Raw genomic sequence first — 24,112 nt, forward strand, 5'->3', positions numbered from 1 at the left:
ACAATGAGTAGATACAGGCGGCTTGCTAAAGATACAGTGCTCATTGGCATAGGGAGCTTCTCGTCAAAGCTGCTGACATTCCTTTGCGTCCCTCTCTATACGGCTTTGTTGACGACCGGGCAATACGGACTCGCCGACATTATCACTACAACGTCATTGCTCGTGTTCCAAGTGCTTACGCTTACAATCTGCGAAGGCCTGCTGAGGTACTGTCTGGAGGATGATTCAGACAAAGCCGGCATCTTCACCGTCAGCATTATCATTACGTTCGCAGGATTCTTCATACTTGCCGCAATCGCTCCCTTCGCTAACAATATCGAGGCGATCGCCGAATGCTATCCGCTCTTCATGGTGTATTACATCGGCTATGCGATTTACGCGACGGTGTCCTATTTTGCCAGGGGAATTGAAGCGATAGCTGCCTATTCTTTCTGCGGCGTGCTGAACACCGTGTTGACAGTAGCTTTGAACATCCTATTTCTTGTCGTCTTCGACCTTGGCCTCGCTGGCTACATTTCTGCCTACGCTATCTCCTTCACTCTTTCCGCAGCTGTTCTTTTTATTGTGGTTAAAGGCTGGCGGTATTTGCGGCCTTGCAGTATCAAAGGCGCGCTGGTCAAGGAACTCATCTCGTATTCTGCCCCAATGATTCCGAATAGCATCAGTTGGTGGATAAGCAATTCAGCTGGCCTGTATTCCGTCGTGCTATTTTGTGGGATATCGGAATCTGGCATCTATTCAGCTGCTCAAAAGATCCCGGCAATCATCTACGCGCTCTGCGGGATTTTTATGACGGCTTGGCGAATCTCGGCGGTGAAAGGATTCGGTTCGATAGAGTCCAAGAATTTTTATGCTCACATTCTGCAAGGATTGATCGCCTTTGCTTCTACGCTGACGGCAGGTCTCATACTTTTTGTCCAGCCAATCGCGTCAATAATGTATGCATCTGATTTTCAGGAAGCGTGGAGGTACGTGCCTCTACTCACTATTGCCGTTTACTTCCACTCCATGGATGAATTTCTGGGTTCGGTATACACGTCAGCGATGAAAACGAGAATGTTGTTCTTCTCTGCCGTGATTGGCGCTGCGGTCAATGTTAGCTTATGCTGCGTTTTAGTTCCTCTTTACGGCATTGACGGAGCCGCGATATCTGCACTTGCAAGTTACGTGCTCATCTACGTTGTCAGGGATGTTCATACGGCAAAATTCTTTGCTTTTCCGCGTTGCAGGCGCGAACAGGTTTGCTGCTCTGTCTTGCTCATCATTTCCGCACTGTCTATGGCTCATCTGGGTTTAGTGGGCGTACTTGTGTCGTTTTCAGTGCTGCTCGCCGTAGCATTCTTGAACAGAAAGGCATTCGGCTTGGTTCTGAACGTTGTTAGTTCAAGGCTTCCAAATCAGTTGAATACAAAGAGGAAGGCGAAGCGATGAACAAGGCGATGCTCGTCTTCGGCACCCGTCCGGAGGCCATCAAGATGTGTCCACTTGCGAACGAACTGAGGTCCCGACCTGAAGATTTCGAGACGGTCGTGTGTGTCACGGGGCAGCACCGTGAAATGCTCGACCAGGTGCTCGGCGTGTTTGGTGTGAAGCCGGATTACGATCTCCATGTCATGAGACCGGGGCAGACGCTGTTCGACATCACGAGCGGCGTGATGTCGAAAATCAAATCTGTTCTCGCGGATGAACGACCGGATGTCGTACTCGTGCACGGCGATACGACGACCTCGTTTGCTGCCGCCCTCGCGGCATTTTACCTGCAGATCCCGGTAGGGCACGTGGAGGCTGGACTTCGCACTCGTAACCTTTACTCGCCTTGGCCCGAGGAGTTCAATCGTCAGGCAGTGGACGTCATCAGTAGCTGGTATTTTGCACCTACGGAGACCAGCCGTCAGAACCTGCTCGACGAGGCCAAGCCTGGCGACCGTATCTTCGTTACTGGCAACACCGGTATCGATGCGCTAAGGACGACAGTGCGCGAAAGCTATTCTGATCCTGAGCTTGGCTGGGCAGAGGGCTCTCGCCTCATCCTTATCACGGCGCATCGTCGCGAGAACCTTGGCGAGCCTATGCATCGCATGTTCCGTGCCATTCGACGTGTGATGGAGGAGAGGCCGGACACTAAGGCAATCTACCCTATCCATATGAACCCGCAGGTCCGTAAAGCGGCACATGAGGAGCTGGACGGCTTTGACCGGCTGCATATCATCGACCCGCTTGAGGTTGTGGACTTTCACAATTTTATGGCTAGGTCGCATCTCATCCTCACCGATTCTGGCGGCATCCAGGAGGAGGCCCCCTCTCTCGGCAAGCCCGTACTTGTAATGCGCGACACTACCGAGCGCCCCGAGGGTGTGGAAGCGGGAACGCTTCGGCTCGTCGGCACCGAGGAGCCGACCATCTATCGAGAGTTCTCGCGCCTACTCGACGACCCGGCAGAGTACAAGGCGATGTCGCATGCCTCAAACCCCTACGGCGACGGACACGCGAGCGAACGCATCGCACGCATACTTGCGAAATAGCGGAGCGCCTTCCCATAGCGTTTCAATTTGAATTGTAGCTATAGGGACGAAGATAGAGGCAAGATACTGTCCGAGCACTTTAGGCTCGCGTGCGCCGTTTTTCCGATAAGGCGGGCAGGAACGCCACCACACCTTCAAATGACGTCTGCGTATCGCTGAATTCATCGAGAGCTTTAATGGCTGAGGAAATCCACAGGTTCTTCCTGTGGCGCGATAGCGGATGCGCATCGAAAAGGCATGGCCTGCAGATAGGCGCATAGATAATAGAGCTAGATCGATTACGAAGCTGTCATTTCTGCTATCTCCAAATAGCCTGAGGCATTCGTTCGCTAAGGAATACGAACTGCCCCCCGAATTCAAGAGAGAGAGGGCGGTTCATTTCCTGTAACTATTTCATTTCCCGCCTTGCCAAACGTGCCGTTCTTTTTTACGATGGAGCGCAACGATGCTGCGGCGTATTTTTGTGCAGATGCACGATTTTGAGGTTTCTGCGCCTCGGCAAGCCGAGTTCGGCTCGGCGCGACGGCAAGCGAGGGATCGACATGGCTATCAAGACGGGTATCGTGGGCGCTGCGGGATTCGCCGGCATCGAACTGGTGCGCCTCGTGCTGCGCCATCCCGACCTCGACTTGGCCGCCGTCACGTCCAACGAACTGGCGGGCACGCCCGTGGCCGCTGAGTACCCCGGCTTCACCGGCGCCACCGACCTCGCATTCGCCGCGCATGACGATCCCTCGCTCGACGCGTGCGAGCTCGTGTTCCTGGCCGTGCCCCACACGGCGGCGCTCGCCATGGCGCCGCGTCTCGTGGCGGGCGGCGCCACCGTCGTGGACCTCTCGGCCGACTTCCGCCTGAAGGACCCCGCCGTCTACGAGCAGTGGTACAACACCCCACACACGGCAACCGATCTGCTGTCCCGCGCCGCATTCGGCCTTCCCGAGCTGTTCCGCGCCGATCTCGAGCGCGCAGCCCAAGCCCGCACCGCCGGCGAACCCGCGCTTGTCGCTTGCGCTGGCTGCTATCCTACGGCCACGTCGCTTGCGGCGGCGCCCGCGATCCGCGCGGGCCTCGCGGCTACGGACGGCGTCGTGGTGGCGGACGCCATCTCGGGCGTCACGGGCGCAGGCAAGAAGGCCACGGCGCGCACGCACTTCTGCTTCGCCGACGAGAACCTGGAAGCCTACGGCGTGGGCACGCACCGCCACACGCCCGAGATTGAGCAGATCCTCGGCATCGCGGGGCAGGACCGCCTCGTGTTCACGCCGCACCTCGCTCCGCTCAACCGGGGGCTGCTCTCCACGGTGAACGTGCCGCTCGCGCCCGACGCACCGGTCGACGCCGCCGCCTATGTGGAACTGTATCGCGACTTCTACCGCGACAGCGCGTTCGTGCACGTGCTCGATGCCGGTTCCATGCCGAAGACCTCCTCGGTGGCGGGAACGAACAACGCCCACGTCGGTCTCGCCGTGAACGCGGCCGCGCGCATGCTCATCGCCGTGTGCGCCATCGACAACCTGGGCAAGGGCGCGGCCGGCCAAGCGGTGCAGTGCGCGAACATCGTGTGCGGCCTGCCCGAGCGACGAGGGCTCGATCCCGTTGCCGTGCCCATGTAGCGCGGCCCTCCAAGCGCAAGCAGTTTCCGCGACGCCTCGGCGCCGCTTCACGAGAAAGAGGCATCCATGACCAACAGCGTGCAAGCATCCGGCGATCCCGCTGCGGGCTTCGCCCCGCTGCGTCCGCCGTCCTCCGCCGACGCCCCGCCGGCCTCCGAGCCGGGCGGCGTGACGCGTGCCCGCGGCTTCCGAGCCGTCGGCGTCCATGCGGGCTTCCGCAAAGACCCCTCGCGCCTCGACCTGGCGCTCGTGGCGGCCGACGAGCCGTGCGCCTGCGCGGCGGTGTTCACGCGCAACGTGTTCTGCGCCGCCCCCGTGACGGTGTCGCGCGCGCAGCTGGGTGCCGACCAGCCGGGCGAGCCCGCTTACGGCACGGCCCGCGTCGTGGTGGTGAACTCCGGCAACGCGAACGCGGCCACGGGGGAGCGCGGTTTGGAAACCGCACGCGCCACGGCCCGCATCGTGGGCGACGCAGTGGGCTGTCCCGCCGACGAGGTGCTCGTGGCCTCCACCGGGGTCATCGGCGAGCACCTGCCGCTCGAGCCCTTCGAAACCGGCGTTCCGGCAGCCGCTGCGGCGCTCTCGCCCGACGGCGGCGCGGATGCGGCGCGCGCCATCATGACCACCGACACGCTTCCCAAAGAGGCGGCCGCCTCCTTCGACGGCGCGGACATCGGTTATGCCGGCTGCACGTTCTCCGTGGGGGGCATGGCGAAGGGCTCGGGCATGATCATGCCGAACATGGCCACGATGATCGCCGTCGTCACCACCGATGCGCCCGTGCTGCCGCACGACCTGCACAAAGCCCTCGCGCGCGCGGCGGGCACCAGCTTCAACAAGGTCACGGTCGACTCCGACACGTCCACGAACGACTCGTGCTTCCTGTTCGCCAGCGGCGCGGCCGCTCCGGCCGGAGCCGAGCCCTTCGCGCCCGGCACGCCCGCCTTCGCGGCGTTCGAGCAGGCGCTCGGCGACGTGTGCCAGAACCTCGCGCGGCAGATGGCCGCCGACGGCGAGGGGGCCACGCGCCTCGTCACCGTGAACGTGACGGGCGCCGCCACGCTGGCCGATGCCGACGCCGCCGCGCGCGCCGTCGCGAACTCGCCGCTCGTCAAGACGGCCGTGTACGGCCACGACGCCAACTGGGGCCGCGTGGCCATGGCCATCGGCAAGTCGGGCGCTGCCTTCCGCCAGCAGGACGCCGCCATCGACATCATGGGCATGCCCGTGTGCCGGGGCGGGCTCACGGTGCCGTTCGACGAGGACGAGGCGCTGCGGCGTTTCGAGAACCCCGAAATCGTCATCGACGTCGACCTCGGCGCCGGCGATGCAGCCACGACGGTATGGACGTGCGACTTCAGCCACGACTACGTCACGATCAACGGAGATTATCGCTCATGAAGTACGCAAAGGACACGCGCCCCAAGGGCGTATCGCACAAAGCGGCGGAAGTGCTCGTCGAGGCGCTTCCCTGGATCAAGAACATCACCGGCAAGACCGTCGTCATCAAGTACGGCGGTTCGGCCATGGTGGACGAGCAGCTGCGCGCCGACGTCATGAACGACATCGTGCTGCTGAAGATCGTCGGCGTGAACCCCGTCATCGTGCACGGCGGCGGCAAGGCCATCACCCAGGCCATGGACCTCATGCAGTTCCCCGTGGAGTTCAAGGACGGCCAGCGCGTCACCACGCCCGAGGCCATGGACCTGGTGCGCACGGTGCTCATGGGCAAGGTGAACACCGAGCTCGTGGAGGCGCTCAACGAGCACGGCAACTTCGCCGTGGGCGTGAGCGGCGCGGACGCGGGCGTCATCGTGGCGGAGCAGGCCAGCCCCGACCTCGGGCGCGTGGGCCGCATCACGCGCATCAACCGCCCGCTTCTGGACGACCTCGTGGCCGGCGACTACATCCCCGTTGTGGCGTCGGTCGCCCTCGGCGAGGACGGCGGCTTCTACAACGTGAACGCCGACATGGTGGCAGGGCACATCGCCGCCGCCATCGGCGCGCACAAGGTGGTGTTCCTCACCGACGTGGACGGCCTGTACGAGAACTTCGCGGAAAAGGACACGCTCATCTCGAACCTCACGCTGTTCGAGGCCCAGTACATGATAGAGAACAACGTGGTGTCCACGGGCATGATCCCCAAGCTGAAGTCGTGCGTGCACGCGCTGGAGTCGGGCGTGTTCCGCGCGCACATCCTGAACGGCACCACGCCGCACTCGCTGCTGTTGGAGCTGCTCACCAGCACGGGCGTCGGCACCACCATGCACTCCACAGAGGAGGCCTGCAAGCTCGACACGCACCCCCTGGGCAACTTCGCCTCCAAGCTGCTGGAGAACCGCGAGCAGGCCCTGCGCGAAGCCCAGCATCCGCAATCGTAGCGGTTGCGGAGCCAGCGGGCGAACGGGCGGCGGCCCGTTCGCCCTTCGCCCCGCAACCGGAACGCCGGCCCGCATGATCGTCAACCTCCGTAGAGGCGCTCTCCAGAGCGCCCGTTCCGGCGCAGCCGGAAAACCCAGCCCGCCGCAACCGAAAGGGATGCCAGCGATATGAGCCTCGAAGAACAGCAGAACCTGGAAGCGACCTACGTCATGCACACGTTCGGGCGCAAGCCCGTCGAGTTCGTGCGCGGCGAGGGCATGGAGCTCGTCGACGACCAGGGCAACACCTACCTCGACTTCATCGCCGGCATCGGCGTCATCAGCCTGGGCCATTGCCATCCGGCCGTCGTCGGCGCGCTGCAAAGCCAGGCGGAGCGCCTCATCCACGTGAGCAACTACTATTACATAGAAGGCCGCGGGGAAGTGGCGCATCGCCTTTCCGACCTGCTCAACGCCGGCGCGCCTGCAGATGCGGAGGCGTGGCAGAGCTTCTTCGCGAACTCGGGCGCCGAGGCCAACGAGTGCGCCATCAAGCTCGCCCGCCTGCATGCTCGCAAGCGCGCGGAGGCTCGGGCGCTCGCTGCCGGTGCCGGCGAGGACGAGGCCCGCGCCGCCGCGGCCGCCGCGCCGCGCGTCATCGTCACGCTCGACCGCAGCTTCCACGGCCGCACCATGGCCACGTTGGCCGCCACGGCCCAGCCCGCCAAGCAGGAGGCGTTCCAGCCGCTGCCCGACGGCTTCGCGCACACGCCGCTCAACGACGTGGCCGCGCTCGAGGCGCTGTTCGCAGCCCGCGGCGACGAGATCTGCGCCGTCATGGTGGAATGCGTGCAAGGCGAGGGCGGCGTCCATCCGTGCACGCCTGAGTTCCTCGCGGCGGCGCGCAAGCTCACCAAGGAGCGCGGCGCGCTCCTTATATGCGACGAGGTGCAGACCGGCGTCTTCCGCTGCGGCGCTCCGTTCGCGTTCCAGCGTTTCGGCATCGTGCCCGACGTGGTGACCATCGCGAAGGGCGTTGCCTCAGGCATGCCCACCGGCATGTGCGCTGCGCGCGCGAGCGTGGCCGCCGCTTTCGAGCCCGGTGACCACGGATCCACCTTCGGCGGCAGCAACCTGGCTGTCGCGGCCGCCCAAGCCACGCTGCGCACGCTCGCCGACGGGGGCTTCGTCGAGCGCGTCGAGCGCGTGGGCGCCTACCTGCGCGCCCGCCTCGCCGAACTGCCCGACGTCGTGGAGGTGCGCGGCCTGGGCCTCATGGTGGCCGCCGACGTGGCCGAGGGCATCGACGCGAACGACGTGGTCCTGCGCGGCCTGGGCGAGGGCCTCGTGCTCAACGCCACCGGCCCGCGCACGCTGCGCTTCCTGCCGCCGCTCGTGTGCGAGGAGCGCCACGTGGACGCGCTCGTGGAAGGCTTGGCACGGCTGCTGGCTCGCCTGTCATCCTGAGCACCGATGGCGAAAGCTTCAGGTTGTCATCCTGAGCGGAGCGCGTAAGCGCGTAGTCGAAGGATCCCGTGCGGCGATAGCCGGAAACGTCGCGGCTGGCGCCGCACGGGATCCTTCGACTACGCTCACTGCGTTCGCTGCGCTCAGGATGACAGGGGATCCGCATCCCAGCCGCTCATCCGCTCGCCACCTTCTCCCGTTTGCGGAGCTTTTTTGCGGTTTTGGAAGATTCTTGTGCTCAAACGTAGCGTCATGGGTTACTATTTACTGCATAAATTTTGCCGGACTTGCGATTTTCTGCATACCCCGGCGAATGGCTGTGAAACCGTATGTGATAGTTCTCCGGCAAGGGACAGAGAGTCGAGGGCATGAGGAAACGTCAGCAACGGCATGACATCATCCGCGACATCATTCGCGAGCATAATGTCAAAACGCAGCGCGATCTCGCCGATCAGCTGCAAGCCGCCGGCTACGACTGCACTCAGGCCACCATCTCTCGGGACATCATGGACATGGGCCTGGTGAAGTCCCGCGAAGGCTATTACGTGCTGCCGGAGGAAATGCGCCTCCAGCGCATGGTTTCCGAACTGGTTGAAGAGGTACACGTGGCAGGCAATCTCATCGTGGTCAAGACGTTCTCCGGCGGAGCCGCCGGCGTCTCTGCTGCGCTCGATAAAGCGAGCTTGCGCGGCGCGCTCGGCACGGTAGCCGGGGACAACACGATCATGATCGCCGCCGAGAGCCCCGAGGCCGCTATCGAGGTCGAGCGCGCCATCGACCGACTGCGACGACGTTAGTCGTCTACTTTTCTTGCGAGGGGCGCTTTTCCCCCTCCACCTCCCCCAAGGCTGCTTAGCAGCGTAAAGTCGTGAGAGCCGCCCGGCGCTCACGCCATCGCGAAAAGCCGCGATGCGCACGGGAACCCGTGTATCCGCACGTCCTCGAAGGCGATGCGGATCCAAGGCGCACCCGTATCCGCATCGTAGACCCGGGCACACATCCAGCAAAAGCAAAAAGCAAGAAAGGGTTTTCATCATGGCTGATCAAAAGGAAAAAGCGGTTCTGGCGTACTCGGGCGGCCTCGACACCTCGTGCTGCATCAAGTGGCTTCAGGAGAACAAGGGCGTCGACGTCATCGCGGTGGTGGGCGACGTAGGGCAGGAGCACGAGGGCCTCGAGAAGATCAAGCAGAAGGCGCTGAAGTCCGGCGCGCTCGACTGCCTCGTGGTGGACATGCGCGACGTGTTCGCCAAGGAGTACCTGGCCAAGGCGCTCGCCGCCAACGCCATGTACGAGAACAAGTACCCGCTGGTCTCGGCGCTGTCGCGGCCGCTCATCTCCAAGCACCTCGTGGACGCGGCCCACAAGTTCGGCGCGAAGTACATCGCGCACGGCTGCACGGGCAAGGGCAACGACCAGGTGCGCTTCGAGTCGAGCATCACCATGCTCGATCCCGACATCGAGATCCTCGCCCCGGTGCGCGAATGGGACCTGCACACGCGGCCCGAGGAGATCGAGTGGGCGCAGAAGCATGGCATCGAGGTGCCCGCCACGAAGGCGTCGCCGTACTCCATCGACGACAACCTGTGGGGCCGGGCCATCGAGTGCGGCGTGCTCGAGGATCCCTGGACGGAGCCGCCGGCGGACATCTACACCATGACGAACGACCCGATGCAGGCGCCCGACGAGCCCGAGTACGTGGAGCTCACGTTCGCGCGCGGCCTGCCCTACATGATCAACGGCGACCAGAAAAGCTTCCTCGGCATCATCTACGCGCTGAACGAGATCGCCGGCAAGCACGGCTACGGGCGCATCGACATGATCGAGAACCGGCTCGTGGGCGTGAAGAGCCGCGAGTGCTACGAAGTGCCGGCCGGCCTCGCCCTCATCGAGGCGCACAAGGCGCTCGAGGATCTCGTGCTCGAGCGGGAAGTGCTGCACTACAAGCTGGGCATGGAACAGGCTTGGGCCACCGCGGTGTACAACGGCCAATGGTTCTCCCCGCTCAAGGAAGCCATCGATGCGTTCATGGCCTCCACGCAGCGCTGCCTGTCCGGCACGGTGAAGCTGAAGTTCTACAAGGGCTCCTGCACGGTCGTCGGCCGGAAGAGCGCCTACTCGCTGTACGACTACGCGCTGGCCACCTACGACAAGGACGACTCGTTCGACCATGCGGCCGCCAAGGGCTTCATCGAGCTGCACGGCCTGTCCACGAAGACCTGGGCGAAGAACCGCAGGCAGGAAGGCGCTCCGGCCGAGCTCTTCGACGCCGAGAAGCAGGAAGGCCCGCTCAAGAAGGGCAAGTACGAGGACGTCACCCCGCTGGGTGCCGCAGCCGTCGTCAAGGAAGCCGAAGCCGTCCTGGCGTAACCACGCTCCGGTAGGCACGGTTCCGCCCTTGTAGGGGCGCTCTCCAGAGCGCCCGCTCCGCCGCAGGCGGAGAACCACCCGTAACGCAAAGGACGATTTATGGCACTCTGGTCAGGCAGGTTCACCGAAAACGTGAGCGAGTTCACGCAGCGCTTCGGCGCGTCGCTGCCGGTCGACAAAGCGCTCTTCGCGCAGGACATCGCCGGCTCGAAAGCCCATGCGGCCATGCTGGCGAAGGCCGGCGTCATCGCGGACGAGGACGCCGCCGCCATCGCGGGCGGGCTCGAGCGCGTGCAGGACAGCATCGAGGCGGGGGAGTTCTCCTTCGACATCAACGACGAGGACATCCACATGTCCGTCGAGCGCGCGCTCATCGCCGACGTCGGCGACGCCGGCGCGCGCCTGCACACGGGCCGCAGCCGCAACGACCAGGTGGCCACCGACACGCGCCTGTTCGCCAAGCAGCGCTGCGAGGATCTCATGCACGCGAACGTGGCGCTGCGCCGCGCGCTCGTCGCGCAGGCCGAGGCCCATCCGGACGTCATCATGCCCGGCTACACGCACCTGCAGCACGCCCAGCCGGTGCTGTTCGCGCACCATATGCTGGCCTACGTGTGGATGCTCACACGCGACTACGGGCGCCTGATCTCCGCCCGTCGCGCCGCCGACGCCAGTCCGCTGGGCGCGGCGGCTCTCGCGGGCACCACGTACCCGCTCGACCGCCAGATGACGGCCGAGCAGCTGGGCTTCTCGCGGGTCATCCCGAACTCGCTCGACGCCGTGTCCGACCGCGACTTCCTGCTCGACCTGTCTTACGCCTGCAGCGTGTCGTGCATGCACCTGTCGCGCCTGTGCGAGGAGATCGTGCTGTGGTCCACGGCCGAGTTCGACTTCATCGAGCTCTCCGACGCGTTCTCCACGGGCTCGTCTATCATGCCGCAGAAGAAGAACCCCGATTTCGCCGAGCTCATCCGCGGCAAGACGGGGCGCGTGGTGGGCGACCTCGTGGCGCTGCTCGTCACCATGAAGGCGCTGCCCCTTGCGTACAACAAGGACTTGCAGGAGGACAAGGAGGGCGCCATCGACGCAGCCAAGACGCTCGAGGACTGCCTCGTGTGCGCGGCCGGTATGATCGAGACGATGTCGGTGAAGCCCGAGAGCATGCGCGCCCAGGCGAAGAAGGGCTACCTGGCCGCCACCGACGTGGCCGACTACCTGGCCAAGAAGGGCATGCCGTTCCGTCGGGCCCACGAGGTGGTGGGGCACCTCGTGCTGCTGTGCGAGCAGCGCGGCTGCGATTTGGAGGATTTGACGCTCGACGATTTCCGCGCGGAAAGCGAGCTGTTCGAGTCCGACATTGTGAACTGCCTCGATCTGGAAAGTATCGTGGCCGCCCGCACCACCGAGGGCGGCACCGGCCACGTCGCGGTGGCCGAGCAGCTCGCGCAGGCGAAGGCCGCTCTCGAGGCCGACGAAGCATCCCTCTAGGCCGCCCGCATGCGCCGCCCGCGCGCTCTAACTCCGTGCGGGCGGCGCGCTCTTTTGCTCCTCGCGTAAGTCGCGACGAAGCCCGGTTCTGTCGCTCTCGCCGACAGGCGGGCGGCCGCTGCCGCCGACGGTCGGCGCGCTTCCCATGCGGCCGCGCGCCTTGGCCGGTCTTCAAACATTCGTTTATCCGTTCGAGAATCAGCCTCCGAACGCCCCTCCGATTCGTTCGATTTTCGGCTTCCCATCGGCCCTTATATCGTTATGACCATTTTCCAACAAACTTATGTTGATTCATGAGGGGCATGATCCCGATGATACAATGGCGGAAGTTTTCTGGAGGTGTTCACGTGGCTTCACGTTCGATAAAGAATAGGCCCAGTGCCAAGAAGAAGCATCCCAAGATCGGGCTGCTCACCGTCGTCTGCGTTCTGGCGGCCGTAATTCTCGCGGGAGGCGTGGGCGTTTTCGCCGCTTGCTCCTCGTGGATCGGCGACTTGACCGACTATGACGTCACCAAGGCGGAGTCGTTCAACACGGCCATGCCTTCCGATATGTATGCGGTCGACGAGGCCACGCAGATGGCGCGGTTCCAGCTCGAGAACCGCGACCCCGTCAGCCTCGACCAGATCAGCCCGTACGTGCTCGAGGGCACGGTGGCCACCGAGGACGAGCGTTTCTACGAGCACGGTGGCTTCGACCTCTGGGGCATCATGCGCGCTGCGGTGGTCACGCTCACCGGCTCGGGTCGCGAGGGCGCATCCACCATCACCCAGCAGTTCGTGCGCAACACCATCCTCGCCGACGAGATGACCGACATTTCCATCAAGCGCAAGGTGCGCGAGATGTACCTGTCCGTGAAGCTCGAAGAGGTGTACTCCAAAGACGAGATATTGCGCATGTATCTGAACACCATCAACTACGGCAACGCCACGTACGGCATACAGGCCGCCTCGCAGCGCTACTTCTCGAAGAACGCGACCGACCTCACGTTGGCCGAGGCCGCCGCTCTCGTGGGCATTCCCCAGTCGCCCTCGAGCAACAACCCCATAGCCAACCCCGAGAACTGCCTGTCTCGGCGAAACCTCGTGCTCGATCGTATGCTGTCGAACGGCTACATTTCCCAAGAGGAGCACGATGCCGCCCAGAGTGAGGAATTGGTGCTCGACCAAACCCTTCCGGCCGAAGAGGGCATCTACCAGTACCCCCACTTCGTGCGCTACGTGCGCAACCTGCTCACCGATCCCGAGGGTCCCTACAAGTACTCGCTCAACGAGGTGAGCGGCGGTGGTTGGAAGATCGTCACCACGCTCGATCCTGCGATGCAGGAACAGGCCGAGGCGGCGGTAGACGAAAAGGTTGAGGGTTTGCACGAGGCCACCCGCAGCGATGCATTGCAGGGAGCCTTGGTGTCCATCGAGCCGTCTACGGGCAACATCAAGGCCATGGTGGGCGGCGATTCCGACGTGAACCTCGCCACCGGCGAGGGCGGCGATCCTCTAAAGCCTGGTCGGCCTACCGGCTCGTCGTTTAAGACGTTTACGCTCATCGCCGCGCTCGAGGCGGGCATCTCGCCCCAGACGATGCTCGACTGCACGTCGCCTGCCACCATTCCCAACACTCCTTACGGTTCGACGATACCGCCTCTTGAGAACATCGACAACCGCAACTACGGGACGCGCAGCATAGCGCGCGCCTTCGAAGCATCGTCGAACACGGGTTTCGTGCGGCTGCAAATGGCTGTTGGCATAGACAAGGTGGCCGAGGTGGCCGAGCGGATGGGCATCACGTCCCCTTTGAGCCAGACGGCGGCCATGACGCTCGGCACAAACAACGTGACGATGCTCGACATGGCCAGCGCCTATGCGGCCATCGCCAACGAGGGCGTCTACAACGATCCCAATCCCATTTTGAAGGTGTACGACGGCGACGGAAACCTGATCATCGACAATACGGCCGAAGAGGGCAGCGACCTCAAGAAAACGACGAGCAAGCAGGTCATCTCGCCCGAAGTCGCCCATGCGGCCACCGAAGTCATGAAAACTGTGGTGACCGGCGCGGAGGCGACCGGCCCCGAGGCGGCGCTGTCCAGCGGCCAGGTGGTGGCTGCCAAGACCGGAACAAGCGAGAACTACATGGACATCACGTTCTGCGGCATCACGCCTCAGCTGTCCACGTCCATTTGGCTGGGCGATCCCTCTTCTTCCGATCCGGAAGTCGGGGTCGCGCTGCCCAACCATACCACCGCGGCCGACGTGTTCAGCAACTTCATGAACGAGGCGCTGGCCGGTCGCCCGCTCGAAGATTTCGCAGATGCCGCCGATCCTCCGTACAAGACGTTCTCCGACAGCACCTACCATGTGGGCGGATACGGTTACTCGTCGAGCTCGAGCTCGAGCGATTCCTCGGATGACAAGTCGAAGCCCAGCGATTCGAGCAGCACTGGCTCCGGCTCGTCCACGGGTGGCGGCACGACCGGCGGAACCGATACGCCAGGTGGTGGTGGCACGACCGGCGGCGGCACCGGTGGAGGCACGGGAGGCGGCGAGACCGGCGGCGGTGGCACCGGCGACAACCCCGGCGGCGGCACCGGCGGCGGTGAAACAGGCGGCGGCGACAACCCCGGCGGCGGCACCGGTGGAGGTGAGACCGGCGGCGGTGGCACCGGCGGTGGAACCGGTGGAGGCACCGGAGGCGGTGCGACTCCTGCTTCGTTGGCGGTCAGGTTCGCTGCTCCGACGATTTGGTCGCGCGGGCTCGGGCTGTTTGCGGCATAATAAGACAAACCGGAATCATATAAGCTTACGCGCCGCATCGAGCGGCGCTTCACTCGACAGGGAAGTAGGTTGTACATGAAACGTTCCATGCTCATCAAGGTCGTCGGCGTCGTATGCGCGACTGCCGTGATGGTTGCCGCGCTCGCCGGATGCGCGTCGCAGGAAAGCGCCGCAACGAAGCAGCAGGCTGAGAACCGGCAGTACATGACCCAGGTGAACCAAGTCATGGAAGACCTGCAAAGCAGGCTGTCCAGCTTCACCGATGCGGTGTCGCGAGGCGATGTCGTGGGTATGAGGATGCAGGCTGACAACGCCTTCAAATCGCTCGACGAACTGGGCAAGCTTACGGTGCCCGACGATTTGAAGGACGTCCAGCAGGAGTACGTCGATGGTACGAACAAGCTCAAAGACGCCTTGAACTCCTACATCGAGCTGTACACGGAAATCGACAGCGCCACCGAAGCGCAGCCCTTCGACTGGTCCACTTACGATCAGCGTATCGCGGACATCAAGAGCGCGTACGACGAGGGCATCGGCAAGCTCCAGTCGGGCGACAACAAGGCCACCGAGAAGAACTAGGGCCTTTTCAAGGAGCTATGGCAACCGTGCAGCTTGAGTGCTGTTTGCAAGGGGATTGTGTCAAAAGTTCCATTTAGACGTTTTTGTAGGGCAAGGGCAGAGTCCTTGCCCTACAGCTCGACCAACGCAGACATGCCTCCCTGGTCCTTTTGATACAGCTTCGCCCGGCGAAGGCGCATTTCCGCAGGTTGATGATAGGGGCAGAACCCTTTGCCCCGCAGAGTCGCCCGCCGCGAATCCGCAGATCGGCAACTCCCCGCACACTTCGACACATCGCAAAACGAACGCCCCGTCTACACCAAAGTGGACGGGGCGTTCGTTCGTTTCAGGAGGGCGTGACGTCGTGCGTCTCAGGTTCCCGTATCGGGGGTCGGAGTCGGGTCAGGCGTTGGGTCGGCTGGCTTCGGCCCCTTGGATACCGTAAGGATGATGTTCGATCCCTGCACGGCCTGGCTCATCACGACGTTGGCCGGAACGGTGTCCGAGTACTCGTACGCCGCGTACGCGTTGTAGCCGCTAAGCAGCCCCGTGGCCTCATCGAGTGTCTTGCCCACCACGTTGGGTGCCTTCGAGGCGTCTTTCTCCTCTTCTTTCTCGTACTTCTTCTTCTGCTCCGTGTTGAACGCGTTCTTGTACTCAGGATCCTTCGTCTCGGGGAACGGCACGATCTCCGTGCCCTCGAGCGCCTGCGACATAAAGTCCTGCCAAAGATCGTTGCAGTTCAGGTAGCGATCGGTCTCGATATGGCCCGACGGATTGCCTATCCACGTGGAGCAAACAAGCTGAGGCGCGTAACCGACGAGCCAGTGATCGGCGAAATCGTCCGACGTTCCCGTCTTGCCCGCCACGGGCTGCCCGTTGTGGGGTCCCTTGCCGTAGGCCGTTCCCTCGGACGTCTCGAACACGGTGCGCAGCACTTTGGTTTCCGCGCCGGCAACCTCTTCGCTCATGACGCGCTCGCCCTCATCCGAGGCTTCGTATACAACCTCGCCGCTCTTTTTGACGATCTTCGAAATGGCGACCGGGTTGTGCTTGACGCCGCCTGTCGCGAAGGTTCCGTAGGCGCTCGCCATCTCGAGCGGCGTCACGCTGCCCGAACCCGTGGTAACGGCAAGGACGTTGGGGAGGTCGGAGGTTATGCCTGCGCGCTGAGCCATGTTGATAACCTTGCCGGGCGTCAGCTGCTCGGTGAGCCGTATGTAGCCGGTGTTCGAAGAGACGGCCGTCGCGCTCTGTATGCTCCTTATGCCGTAGTTGGCGTTATCGAAGTTTTCGATACGTGTTCCGTCCGTGAGGGTCATCGGCCCTGTGCAATCAATGAGCGTTTTGGGGTTGATGCCGTCTTCGATGGCGGCGCCGAGCGCGAATGCCTTGAACGTCGAACCGGCTTGGCGTCCGGTTCCGCCCTCTCCGGTGGCGATGTTCGCCTGGTTCTCGTAGAAATCCTTGCCTCCTACCATGGCCTTGATGTGTCCGGTAGAAGGCTCCAGCGCGACAAGCGACGCGTCAAGATCTTCGTCCATGCGTGCCCGCTGCGTAGCGCAAGCTTCTTCAGCCATGTTTTGCATGGCGGGATCGAGGGTCGTATAAATGGTGTAGCCGCCTTCGAATAGGTCTCCGTCGGACATGTTGTAATCCGCCCCATGGTTGAGCAGGAGATTGCGCACGTAGCTCGTGAAGTACGGGTACGCGTAGATGCCGTCGGCCGGCGCGTCGGGCGCCGGGTTCAAACCCAGCTCTTCGCTTTGCGCCGCGTCGTGCTCTTCCTTCGTGATGTCGCCGGCCGTGAGCATGCGGTCGAGCACCACGTTGCGACGCGTTTGGCACGCTTCGGGATTCGTCTTGGGGTTGAGGTAGGTGGGGGACTGCGGGATGCCCACCAGCGTCGCCGCCTGCGCGAGCGTGAGGTCGAGCGCGGACACCTGGAAGTAGTTCTGCGCCGCCGCCTCGATGCCGTAGCAGCCGTCGCCGTAGTTGATGGTGTTCAGGTACATGAGAAGGATCTCGTCCTTCGTGTGCATTTTCTCGAAGTCGATGGCGAGCTGAGCTTCGCGGATCTTGCGCTCGAACGAGATGTCGGTGGCCTCTTCGGACAGCACGGTATTGCGCATGAGCTGCTGCGTGATGGTCGAGGCGCCTTCGAGGGCGCCGCCGCCGATGTTGACCAACACGGCGCGAGCGATGCCGGGAAGGTCCACGCCGGTGTGCTCGTAGAAGCGCACGTCCTCCGTGTCCACGGTGCCTTTAAGCACATAGGGGCTCACCTGGTCCGCCGAGGTGAGCGGGTCGCGCTTCTCCAATTGGAACTCGGCCAGAAGCGTGCTGTTGTCGCCCGCGTACATGGTGGACTCCTGCGCGTAGTTGAACGCGTCGGTGCTCGCGAGGCTGGGAAGGTCGTTCGTCCAATCGCGCATCACGTGGAGCACGCCTTGAACGCCCTGGTACGCTACGAAGCAAAGGGCCACCGCTGCGACGAGCAGAAGCCACTTTGCGGCATGGGTGCGCGTTTCGCGCTGTTTTCGCCGTATTTTCATGGTTGGATTATACTACCATACTGCCGTTGCCGAATCGTAATGAGGTGGCCCGGCGCAAGGAAATGAGCATAAAGCGGCTGTTCGCACGCATAAACTTGAACTGACCGCAGAATATACGCAGTGAGGAATGACATGTCGCATCACATCGAAGAGGCCGCCCCGGTCGAGCTGCTCGCCCCCGCCGGAAGCGCGGAGGCGCTGCACGCGGCGGTCGCCGGCGGAGCCGACGCCGTCTATCTCGGCCTCGACGCGTTCAACGCGCGCCGCAACGCCGACAATTTCACGCTCGAAACGCTTGCCGACGCCTGCGACTACGCGCACCTGCGCGGCGTGCGCGTGTACGTGACGTTGAACATCGCCATCCTGCCCTCGGAGATCGATCGGGCGCTCGAATGCGCGCGGCAGGCGTACCGTGCGGGTGCCGACGCGCTCATCGTGCAGGACATCGGTCTGGCCGCGGAGCTCTCGCGGACGCTCCATCAGGCGCGCTTGCATATATCCACGCAGATGAACACCCATAACGCCGCCGGCATCGAAGCGGCCGCCAAGTTGGGCGCCCGCCGCGTGACGCTCGCCCGCGAGCTGTCGCTGGCGGAGGTGGCGCACCTGTCGTCCGCGGCGTCCGACCTCGGCATGGAGGTGGAGGCGTTCGCACATGGCGCGCTGTGCGTGTGCTATTCGGGGCAATGCTTCATGTCCTCGATGATAGGGGGGCGTTCCGCCAACCGGGGCCTCTGCGCCCAGGCGTGCCGGTTGCCCTACGAGCTGCGCAACCGGGCGCAGCGCAAGGAGCTGCCCTCGCCGGGCGACCATCTGCTCTCCCCGCAGGACCTGTGCACCATCGACTTGGTGCCCGAACTGGTGGAGGCGGGCGTCGCCTCGCTCAAGATCGAGGGACGCATGAAATCCGCCGACTACGTGTTCGCGGTCACGTCCGCCTACCGCGCGGTGCTCGATCGCGTGCTCGCGACGAGGGGGATGCCGAGGTTGTCCGCAGGGGCGATCTCCAGATCGCCCGTTTCGCCGCAGGCGGAAAACCAGCCCGTGAGCGCCACCGCTGACGAGCGCCGCGCGCTCGAGGAGGCGTTCTCGCGCGGCTTCACCACGGCGTACCTCACGGGGCAGCGCGGCAACGACATCATGAGCTACGGCCGCCCCAACAATCGCGGCGTGTTCGTTGGCCGCGTGGCGTACGCGCGCGACGGCGTGGCGGCCATCGCGGCCGAAGAGGAGCTGCACGAGGGCGACGTGCTGGAGTTCTGGACGAACAAGGGTCATTTCGCCCACACGCTCGGTCCCATCGAGGTCGACAAGAACGGAAGCGTGCGCACGGCGCCCCAGCGCGCGGTAGGCAAGGGCGACCGCGTGTTCCGCGTGCGCAACGCCGCTGCCGGGTTCGCCGACGATCCGCTCTCGCCGCGCGTGCTTGTCGCGGGCTCGGTAAAGCTGCGCAGGGGCGAGCCGTTGCGCATGGAGTTCTCGCTTGCCGATTCGGGCGACTCCGCCCGCGTGGTCGGCTCCGCCGAAGGCGACGTCGTGGAAGCCGCGCGCACGAAGGCCGTGGAGGAGCAGGACGTGCGCGCGCATATCGACCGCCTCGGGCAAACGCCCTTCGAGCTCGCATCGCTCGACGTCGACCTCGACGAGGGCGTGGGCATCGGGTTCTCCCAGCTGCACCGCATCCGGGCGGAGGCGCTCGACGACCTCGCGGCGCGCCTGCTCGCGCCCTATCGCGACCGGGCTCTGCCGCGTGTTCAGGAGCGCGCCCGCCGAGCGCCCGCCGAGCGCCGTGGCTGCGCCATCGCGGCATGGGCGACCAATCCCGCGTGCGCCCGCGCCGCCAAGCGCGCCGGCGCCGACGTGGTCTACGTGCCCGCGCTCAACTACAAGCGCGGCGAGGCTGTCATCGCCGGTCAGCGCACCGGCACGGCGGAGCAGGCGGGATACCCGAAGCAGTGCGTCACGGCGCTTCCCGTCGTCGACCACGATCTGGTGCCCGGCACGCGCGAAGAGCTGCTCGGCTTCGATCCTTGGCGCTACGTGAAACCCGGCAAGCCCGTGCTCGCCGAGAACCTGGGAGCTGTCGTGCGCGCCCTCGAGCTGGGGGCTGCGGTCGAGGCGGGGCCGCACCTGCCCGTCACGAATCGCCTTTCGCTCGAAACGATGGCCGATCTGGGCGTCGAGCGCGTGTGGCTTTCACCCGAGCTCACGCTGGGCCAGGTGGCCGACCTCGCGGAAAACGCGCCCGTTGCGCTCGGCCTCACCATCATGGGCGCCCAAGAGCTCATGGTCTGCGAGCACTGCCTGCTCATGAGCCAGGGCCCGTGCAACGAGCGCTGCGACGAATGCGCGCGCCGCAAGAGCCCGCACTACCTCAAAGATCGCAAGGACTACGAGTTCCCGGTGGTCACCGACGCGCTCGGACGCAGCCATGTGTACAACGGCGTGGTCCTCGACGTGGTCCCTGCCGTGCCCGACCTTATCGCGGCCGGTGTGTCCGCACTTATGGTGGACGCCACCCTCATGAACGTCGAAGAGACGCACGCCGCCGTGTCCCGCGTCGTCCGCGCCCGCGACGTGGCGCAGCGCGACGGCAACGCCCTCGCCAAAACCCCCGGAACCACGAGCGGCCACCTTTACCGAGGCGTCTCGTAGGTTTCCTCGGAGCTGTTTGCGAGGCTTGCCGGTCGAACGTGGGGGCGGTCTGCTGCCGCCCGGTGCGGCACGTAGATTTTCCGTAGGGGCGGGCTGCTGCCCGCCCGGCGCGGCGCCCCGCAAGTGCGTGGCCTATGCGGCGAGCAGCGAGAAACGGCTCGCAACTCGCCCTGCGAGCAGCGCAATCGACGCCCGCTCGAGCGCCGCGATCCCTTGCCCGCACGGCGAACCGCGCGTCCGATCTCCTCGTAACCTCGCCTCGCCCCTCGTAGGGGCGCTCTCCAGAGCGCCCGTTCCGGCGAAGCCGGAACATCGCCCTCCATATATGCTAGAATCTCCAACACTATATATAGTAAGGAAAGAGGACTCGATGCTATCCGCTGAAGAACAACTGCACACCATCGCCTCCGGCGCCGCCAAGATCGTGCCGGAAAGCGCGCTGCTCGAGAAGCTGAAGCGCGGCACGCCCCTGAACATCAAGCTGGGCGTCGACCCCACGGCCCCCGACATCCACCTCGGCCACGCCGTGCCCCTGCGCAAGCTGCGCCAGTTCCAGGACCTCGGCCACGGCGTCACGCTCATCATCGGCGACGGCACCGCGCTCATCGGCGACCCGTCGGGCCGCAACTCCACGCGCCCGCAGCTCACGTCCGAGCAGATCAAGGCGAACGCCCAAACCTACGTGGACCAGGCGTTCAAGATCCTCGACCCCGAGAAGACCACGCTGCGCTACAACTCCGAATGGCTGCTCGCGCTCAACCTGGAGGGATTGCTCAAGCTGGCCAGCAACTTCACCGTGGCCCGCATCCTCGAGCGCGACGACTTCCACAACCGCTACACGTCCAACCTTCCCATCAGCCTGCACGAGTTCCTCTACCCGCTCATGCAGGCCTACGACTCGGTCGTCATCAAGGCCGACGTGGAGCTGGGCGGCACCGATCAGCTGTTCAACCTGCTGGCCGGCCGTGAGCTCATGGAGAAGATGGGTATGGAGCCGCAGGTGTGCCTCACGCTGCCTTTGCTCGAGGGCACCGACGGCGTGCAGAAGATGTCGAAGAGCTACGGCAACTACATCGGCCTCACCGACGAGCCGGACGACATGTTCGGCAAGGTCATGTCCATTCCCGACGAGCTCATGGTGAAGTACTATCGCCTGGCTTCCGCGCTGCCGGTCGACCAGATCGACGAGATCGAGCGCGGCTTGGCCGCCGACGAGCTGCATCCCAACAAGGTCAAGCGCGCCCTGGCCCGAAACATCGTGGCGGCGTACTACGACGAAGGCGCGGCGCAGGCGGCCGAGGAGGCGTTCGACCTCGTGTTCAAGCAGCATGCCGTGCCCGACGACATCCCCGAGTTCAAGGCCGACCTCGCGCCCAACGACGAGGGCAAGGTCTACCTGGCCAAGCTCATCGCCGATGCGGGCCTCGCGGCCAGCGCGGGCGAGGCGCGCCGCCTCATCGACGGCGGCGGCGTGAAGGTGAACGGCGAGCCGGTGGCCGCCAAATCCTACAACGTCGATCCGGCCCTGCTGGAAGGCGCCACGCTCCAGGTGGGCAAGCGCAAGTTCGTGCGTCTGGTCTAGCATTCGGATCGCTACTGGCCCGCTTCGCCTTACCGGCGAAGCGGGCTTTTTTCGCATAAACGAGAACTTTTTCAAAAAGCTTGCAAGGATTCGCCCGGCTCGCTCGTGTTAGCGGTGAAGGAAGCATCGAGCCGAACCACAGGAGGACCGACCTATGAAGAAGAGAACGATCGCCATCGCCGCTGCGTTTCTGCTGGCCGTGGTGGCCGTGCCCACGATCGCGTTCGCAAACGCGATGCCTGCCGCATTGTCGAAGGCACCCGCCGCGATGCAGGAGCCGCAGGCCGTCGAGCCTGTTGCCGAGCGCACCGCCGCGGCTTGCGTGGGCTTCGCAGACGCCGACTACGACGGCATCTGCGACAACTGCGGCGCAGGCGCCCAGGGAACCCACCATCGCGGCTACGTCGACGCCGACGGCGACGGGGTCTGCGACAACTACGCCGCGGGAACCTGTCCGGGCAACGGCAACGGCTGCGGCGCTTACGGTCGCGGCGGCTACGTCGACGCCGATGGGGATGGGGTCTGCGACAATTACGGAACGGCCCGCGGCGCCGGAACCGGTCAGGGCTACGTCGACGCGAACGGCGACGGCGTCTGCGACAACTACGCCGCTGGCGCATGCCCGGGCAACGGCCAGGGCAACGGGTGCGGCAACGGCGGCGCCTGCGGCCAAGGGGCCGGCCAGGGTCAGGCCCGAGGCGGCCATCACGGTCGGGGCTGCTAGCGCCGTCGGCGCGCCGGGCGAAGCGTGAGGCCGCACGAGGACATAGAGAGAGCAATGGACGTGCACGGGTCTACGGTATGGCGCGTGTGCGTCCTCTACTTTCGCGCCTCGGCCGACGCCCAAGACGCGTTCCAAGACACGATGGTCAAGTACGCGCTGGCCGATGCCGTGGCGTTCAACGATGAAGAGCACCGCAAGGCGTGGCTTATCCGCGTGGCTACCAACACCTGCAAGGACATGCTCAAGGCGGCGAGTCGCGCCCATGTGCCGTTCGACGAGGGTGCGTGTGCGGAGAGGCTCGTTTCGAGCGACGCGGAAACGCAGCCCGCATCGTTTTCCAGCGAAGTGGTGGATGCCATGCGCAACCTCACCGATCCGCCGCGCACGCCCCTGTACCTCTCTTTGTACGAGGGGTACACCGCCCCCGAGATCGCGCGCATGGTCGACGCGCCCGTCAACACGGTTTACTCGTGGATCGCGCGCGGCAAGACGCTGCTGAAGGAGGCCCTGTCATGAGCGATTTGGAACGGCGCGTTCGCGAGGCCTTCGACGAGGTGGAGCTTCCCTCCGAAACGAGGACCCGCACCCTCGCCGCCATCGACGCCTTGTCCGTGCAGGAAAAGGAAAGCGGGACGGCCGCCGTGCGGAAGACGATCGAATCCGCTGAACGGGAAGCGGCTGAACCCGCTATGCGAAGCGACGCGGCTGCGGCCGCGAGCCGCGCCCCTCGCCTCGTCGCGTGGCGCCGCGCCGCCGCCGCTCTCGCCGCATGCCTGGTGTTGGCGGTCATCGGCCTGACGGGCTCGCGGCTGTACTTCGAGGAGACGGCCTTCGTGGACATCGACGTGAACCCCTCGATCGAGCTCGGTATCAACCGGTTCGACATCGTCGTGTCGGCCCGTGCTTACAACAACGACGGCGAAGCGCTGCTCGAGGCCGTTTCGATCACGGGCAAGCGTTACGACGCCGCCGTCGCCGAGCTCACTTCGAGCGAGGCGTTCGAGCCTTATGCGAGCGGCGACGCTTTCGTGGCGATAAGCGTCGTGGCCGACGACGCCCGTCAATCCGACGCGCTTCGCGCGCAAAGCGACGCCCGCTTGCGCGATCTTCCCTGCGAGGGGGCCTGTCACGCCGTCGACGCGGAAACCCATGCGGCGGCGTCCGCGTCCGGCATGGGCACGGCGCGCTATCAGGCTGCGCTAGAGCTTATGGCGTTGGACGACACCCTCACGCTCGAAGACTGCGCCCGTATGAGCATGCACGAGCTGCGCGACCGTATCGCCGCGCTCGACGGAGACGCCGCCGGCGAACCCGATGGGCAGGGCGCGGGATACGGCGAGCAGGCGCACGACGGCGCGGGAGGCGGCGGCCATGGGCAAGGAGTCCAAGGCCAAGGAAAGGGCGAGGGCGGCAAAGGACACCACGCCGACTAAGGCCGCGCGGG

17 protein-coding genes are annotated in these 24,112 nt (G+C 64.5%); 16 read left to right on the plus strand and 1 reads right to left on the minus strand.

Annotated features, from left to right (window positions below):
• Nucleotides 1-3: 3 nt before the first annotated feature.
• From HCH03_RS06525 to HCH03_RS06575, 11 genes are all read left to right on the plus strand, one after another.
• Nucleotides 4-1,431, plus strand: a complete 1,428-nt coding sequence (locus HCH03_RS06525; RefSeq protein WP_221688833.1) for an oligosaccharide flippase family protein — start codon at nucleotides 4-6, stop codon at nucleotides 1,429-1,431.
• Entirely contained in the window at nucleotides 1,428-2,522 is a 1,095-nt protein-coding gene (wecB, locus tag HCH03_RS06530) for a non-hydrolyzing UDP-N-acetylglucosamine 2-epimerase (protein ID WP_221688834.1), read from the plus strand. Before HCH03_RS06525 ends, wecB begins: the two co-directional genes overlap by 4 nt.
• A gap of 542 nt (nucleotides 2,523-3,064) precedes the next feature.
• Entirely contained in the window at nucleotides 3,065-4,135 is a 1,071-nt protein-coding gene (gene argC, locus HCH03_RS06535) for an N-acetyl-gamma-glutamyl-phosphate reductase (protein ID WP_221688835.1), read from the plus strand.
• Nucleotides 4,136-4,201: 66 nt separating this feature from the next.
• On the plus strand, nucleotides 4,202-5,536 hold the full coding sequence (gene argJ / locus HCH03_RS06540; protein ID WP_221688836.1) for a bifunctional glutamate N-acetyltransferase/amino-acid acetyltransferase ArgJ: 1,335 nt from the start codon (nucleotides 4,202-4,204) through the stop codon (nucleotides 5,534-5,536).
• Nucleotides 5,533-6,516 carry an acetylglutamate kinase gene (gene argB, locus HCH03_RS06545; protein WP_080143497.1) on the plus strand — a complete coding sequence of 328 codons (984 nt, stop codon included), beginning with the start codon at nucleotides 5,533-5,535 and terminating at the stop codon, nucleotides 6,514-6,516. The genes argJ and argB overlap by 4 nt, the downstream gene beginning before the upstream one ends.
• A 168-nt stretch (nucleotides 6,517-6,684) precedes the next feature.
• Nucleotides 6,685-7,962: an aminotransferase class III-fold pyridoxal phosphate-dependent enzyme gene (locus tag HCH03_RS06550; protein ID WP_221688837.1), complete on the plus strand. Its 1,278-nt coding sequence runs from the start codon at nucleotides 6,685-6,687 to the stop codon at nucleotides 7,960-7,962.
• Nucleotides 7,963-8,330: 368 nt separating this feature from the next.
• Nucleotides 8,331-8,759 (plus strand): arginine repressor, encoded by a 429-nt coding sequence (locus HCH03_RS06555; protein ID WP_221688838.1) that lies wholly within the window; start codon nucleotides 8,331-8,333, stop codon nucleotides 8,757-8,759.
• 238 nt (nucleotides 8,760-8,997) lie between these two features.
• Entirely contained in the window at nucleotides 8,998-10,332 is a 1,335-nt protein-coding gene (locus HCH03_RS06560) for an argininosuccinate synthase (RefSeq protein WP_185905743.1), read from the plus strand.
• Nucleotides 10,333-10,431: 99 nt separating this feature from the next.
• Complete coding sequence (gene argH, locus HCH03_RS06565) at nucleotides 10,432-11,820, plus strand: argininosuccinate lyase (RefSeq protein ID WP_221688839.1); 1,389 nt, start codon at nucleotides 10,432-10,434, stop codon at nucleotides 11,818-11,820.
• 347 nt (nucleotides 11,821-12,167) lie between these two features.
• Nucleotides 12,168-14,594, plus strand: a complete 2,427-nt coding sequence (locus HCH03_RS06570) for a transglycosylase domain-containing protein (RefSeq protein WP_221688840.1) — start codon at nucleotides 12,168-12,170, stop codon at nucleotides 14,592-14,594.
• A 75-nt stretch (nucleotides 14,595-14,669) separates the two neighbouring features.
• Nucleotides 14,670-15,173 carry a hypothetical protein gene (locus HCH03_RS06575; RefSeq protein ID WP_080143491.1) on the plus strand — a complete coding sequence of 168 codons (504 nt, stop codon included), beginning with the start codon at nucleotides 14,670-14,672 and terminating at the stop codon, nucleotides 15,171-15,173.
• Between the two features lie 350 nt (nucleotides 15,174-15,523).
• Here the strand turns inward: HCH03_RS06575 and HCH03_RS06580 are convergent, their stop codons facing one another.
• Nucleotides 15,524-17,587 carry a penicillin-binding protein gene (locus HCH03_RS06580; protein ID WP_246599839.1) on the minus strand — a complete coding sequence of 688 codons (2,064 nt, stop codon included), beginning with the start codon at nucleotides 17,585-17,587 and terminating at the stop codon, nucleotides 15,524-15,526.
• Between the two features lie 252 nt (nucleotides 17,588-17,839).
• Between HCH03_RS06580 and HCH03_RS06585 the strand changes: the two genes are divergently transcribed.
• The 5 genes from HCH03_RS06585 (at nucleotide 17,840) to HCH03_RS06605 (ending at nucleotide 24,101) form a co-directional block, all read left to right on the plus strand.
• Nucleotides 17,840-20,362: a U32 family peptidase gene (locus HCH03_RS06585; RefSeq protein WP_221688842.1), complete on the plus strand. Its 2,523-nt coding sequence runs from the start codon at nucleotides 17,840-17,842 to the stop codon at nucleotides 20,360-20,362.
• A 370-nt stretch (nucleotides 20,363-20,732) separates the two neighbouring features.
• Nucleotides 20,733-21,944, plus strand: a complete 1,212-nt coding sequence (tyrS, locus tag HCH03_RS06590) for a tyrosine--tRNA ligase (protein WP_221688843.1) — start codon at nucleotides 20,733-20,735, stop codon at nucleotides 21,942-21,944.
• A 154-nt stretch (nucleotides 21,945-22,098) separates the two neighbouring features.
• A complete protein-coding gene (locus HCH03_RS06595) occupies nucleotides 22,099-22,668 on the plus strand; it encodes a hypothetical protein (protein WP_221688844.1) in 570 nt (189 codons plus the stop codon).
• Nucleotides 22,669-22,722: 54 nt separating this feature from the next.
• Entirely contained in the window at nucleotides 22,723-23,184 is a 462-nt protein-coding gene (locus HCH03_RS06600; RefSeq protein ID WP_080143487.1) for an RNA polymerase sigma factor, read from the plus strand.
• Complete coding sequence (locus HCH03_RS06605; RefSeq protein WP_221688846.1) at nucleotides 23,181-24,101, plus strand: anti-sigma-I factor RsgI family protein; 921 nt, start codon at nucleotides 23,181-23,183, stop codon at nucleotides 24,099-24,101. Before HCH03_RS06600 ends, HCH03_RS06605 begins: the two co-directional genes overlap by 4 nt.
• The last annotated feature ends 11 nt before the right edge of the window (nucleotides 24,102-24,112 follow it).

The sequence above is a fragment of the Gordonibacter massiliensis (ex Traore et al. 2017) genome (assembly GCF_019731765.1).
Taxonomy (GTDB): Bacteria; Actinomycetota; Coriobacteriia; order Coriobacteriales; family Eggerthellaceae; genus Gordonibacter; species Gordonibacter massiliensis.

Bases quoted from the DNA above. Each gene is read 5' to 3' on its own strand.
- HCH03_RS06580 (WP_246599839.1), bottom strand. From the start codon at position 17,587: ATGCGCGATTGGACGAACGACCTTCCCAGCCTCGCGAGCACCGACGCG.
- argC (WP_221688835.1), top strand. From the start codon at position 3,065: ATGGCTATCAAGACGGGTATCGTGGGCGCTGCGGGATTCGCCGGCATC.
- HCH03_RS06555 (WP_221688838.1), top strand. From the start codon at position 8,331: ATGAGGAAACGTCAGCAACGGCATGACATCATCCGCGACATCATTCGC.
- HCH03_RS06605 (WP_221688846.1), top strand. From the start codon at position 23,181: ATGAGCGATTTGGAACGGCGCGTTCGCGAGGCCTTCGACGAGGTGGAG.
- HCH03_RS06560 (WP_185905743.1), top strand. From the start codon at position 8,998: ATGGCTGATCAAAAGGAAAAAGCGGTTCTGGCGTACTCGGGCGGCCTC.
- HCH03_RS06585 (WP_221688842.1), top strand. From the start codon at position 17,840: ATGTCGCATCACATCGAAGAGGCCGCCCCGGTCGAGCTGCTCGCCCCC.
- wecB (WP_221688834.1), top strand. From the start codon at position 1,428: ATGAACAAGGCGATGCTCGTCTTCGGCACCCGTCCGGAGGCCATCAAG.
- argH (WP_221688839.1), top strand. From the start codon at position 10,432: ATGGCACTCTGGTCAGGCAGGTTCACCGAAAACGTGAGCGAGTTCACG.
- HCH03_RS06550 (WP_221688837.1), top strand. From the start codon at position 6,685: ATGAGCCTCGAAGAACAGCAGAACCTGGAAGCGACCTACGTCATGCAC.
- HCH03_RS06600 (WP_080143487.1), top strand. From the start codon at position 22,723: ATGGACGTGCACGGGTCTACGGTATGGCGCGTGTGCGTCCTCTACTTT.
- tyrS (WP_221688843.1), top strand. From the start codon at position 20,733: ATGCTATCCGCTGAAGAACAACTGCACACCATCGCCTCCGGCGCCGCC.
- HCH03_RS06525 (WP_221688833.1), top strand. From the start codon at position 4: ATGAGTAGATACAGGCGGCTTGCTAAAGATACAGTGCTCATTGGCATA.
- HCH03_RS06575 (WP_080143491.1), top strand. From the start codon at position 14,670: ATGAAACGTTCCATGCTCATCAAGGTCGTCGGCGTCGTATGCGCGACT.
- argB (WP_080143497.1), top strand. From the start codon at position 5,533: ATGAAGTACGCAAAGGACACGCGCCCCAAGGGCGTATCGCACAAAGCG.
- argJ (WP_221688836.1), top strand. From the start codon at position 4,202: ATGACCAACAGCGTGCAAGCATCCGGCGATCCCGCTGCGGGCTTCGCC.
- HCH03_RS06595 (WP_221688844.1), top strand. From the start codon at position 22,099: ATGAAGAAGAGAACGATCGCCATCGCCGCTGCGTTTCTGCTGGCCGTG.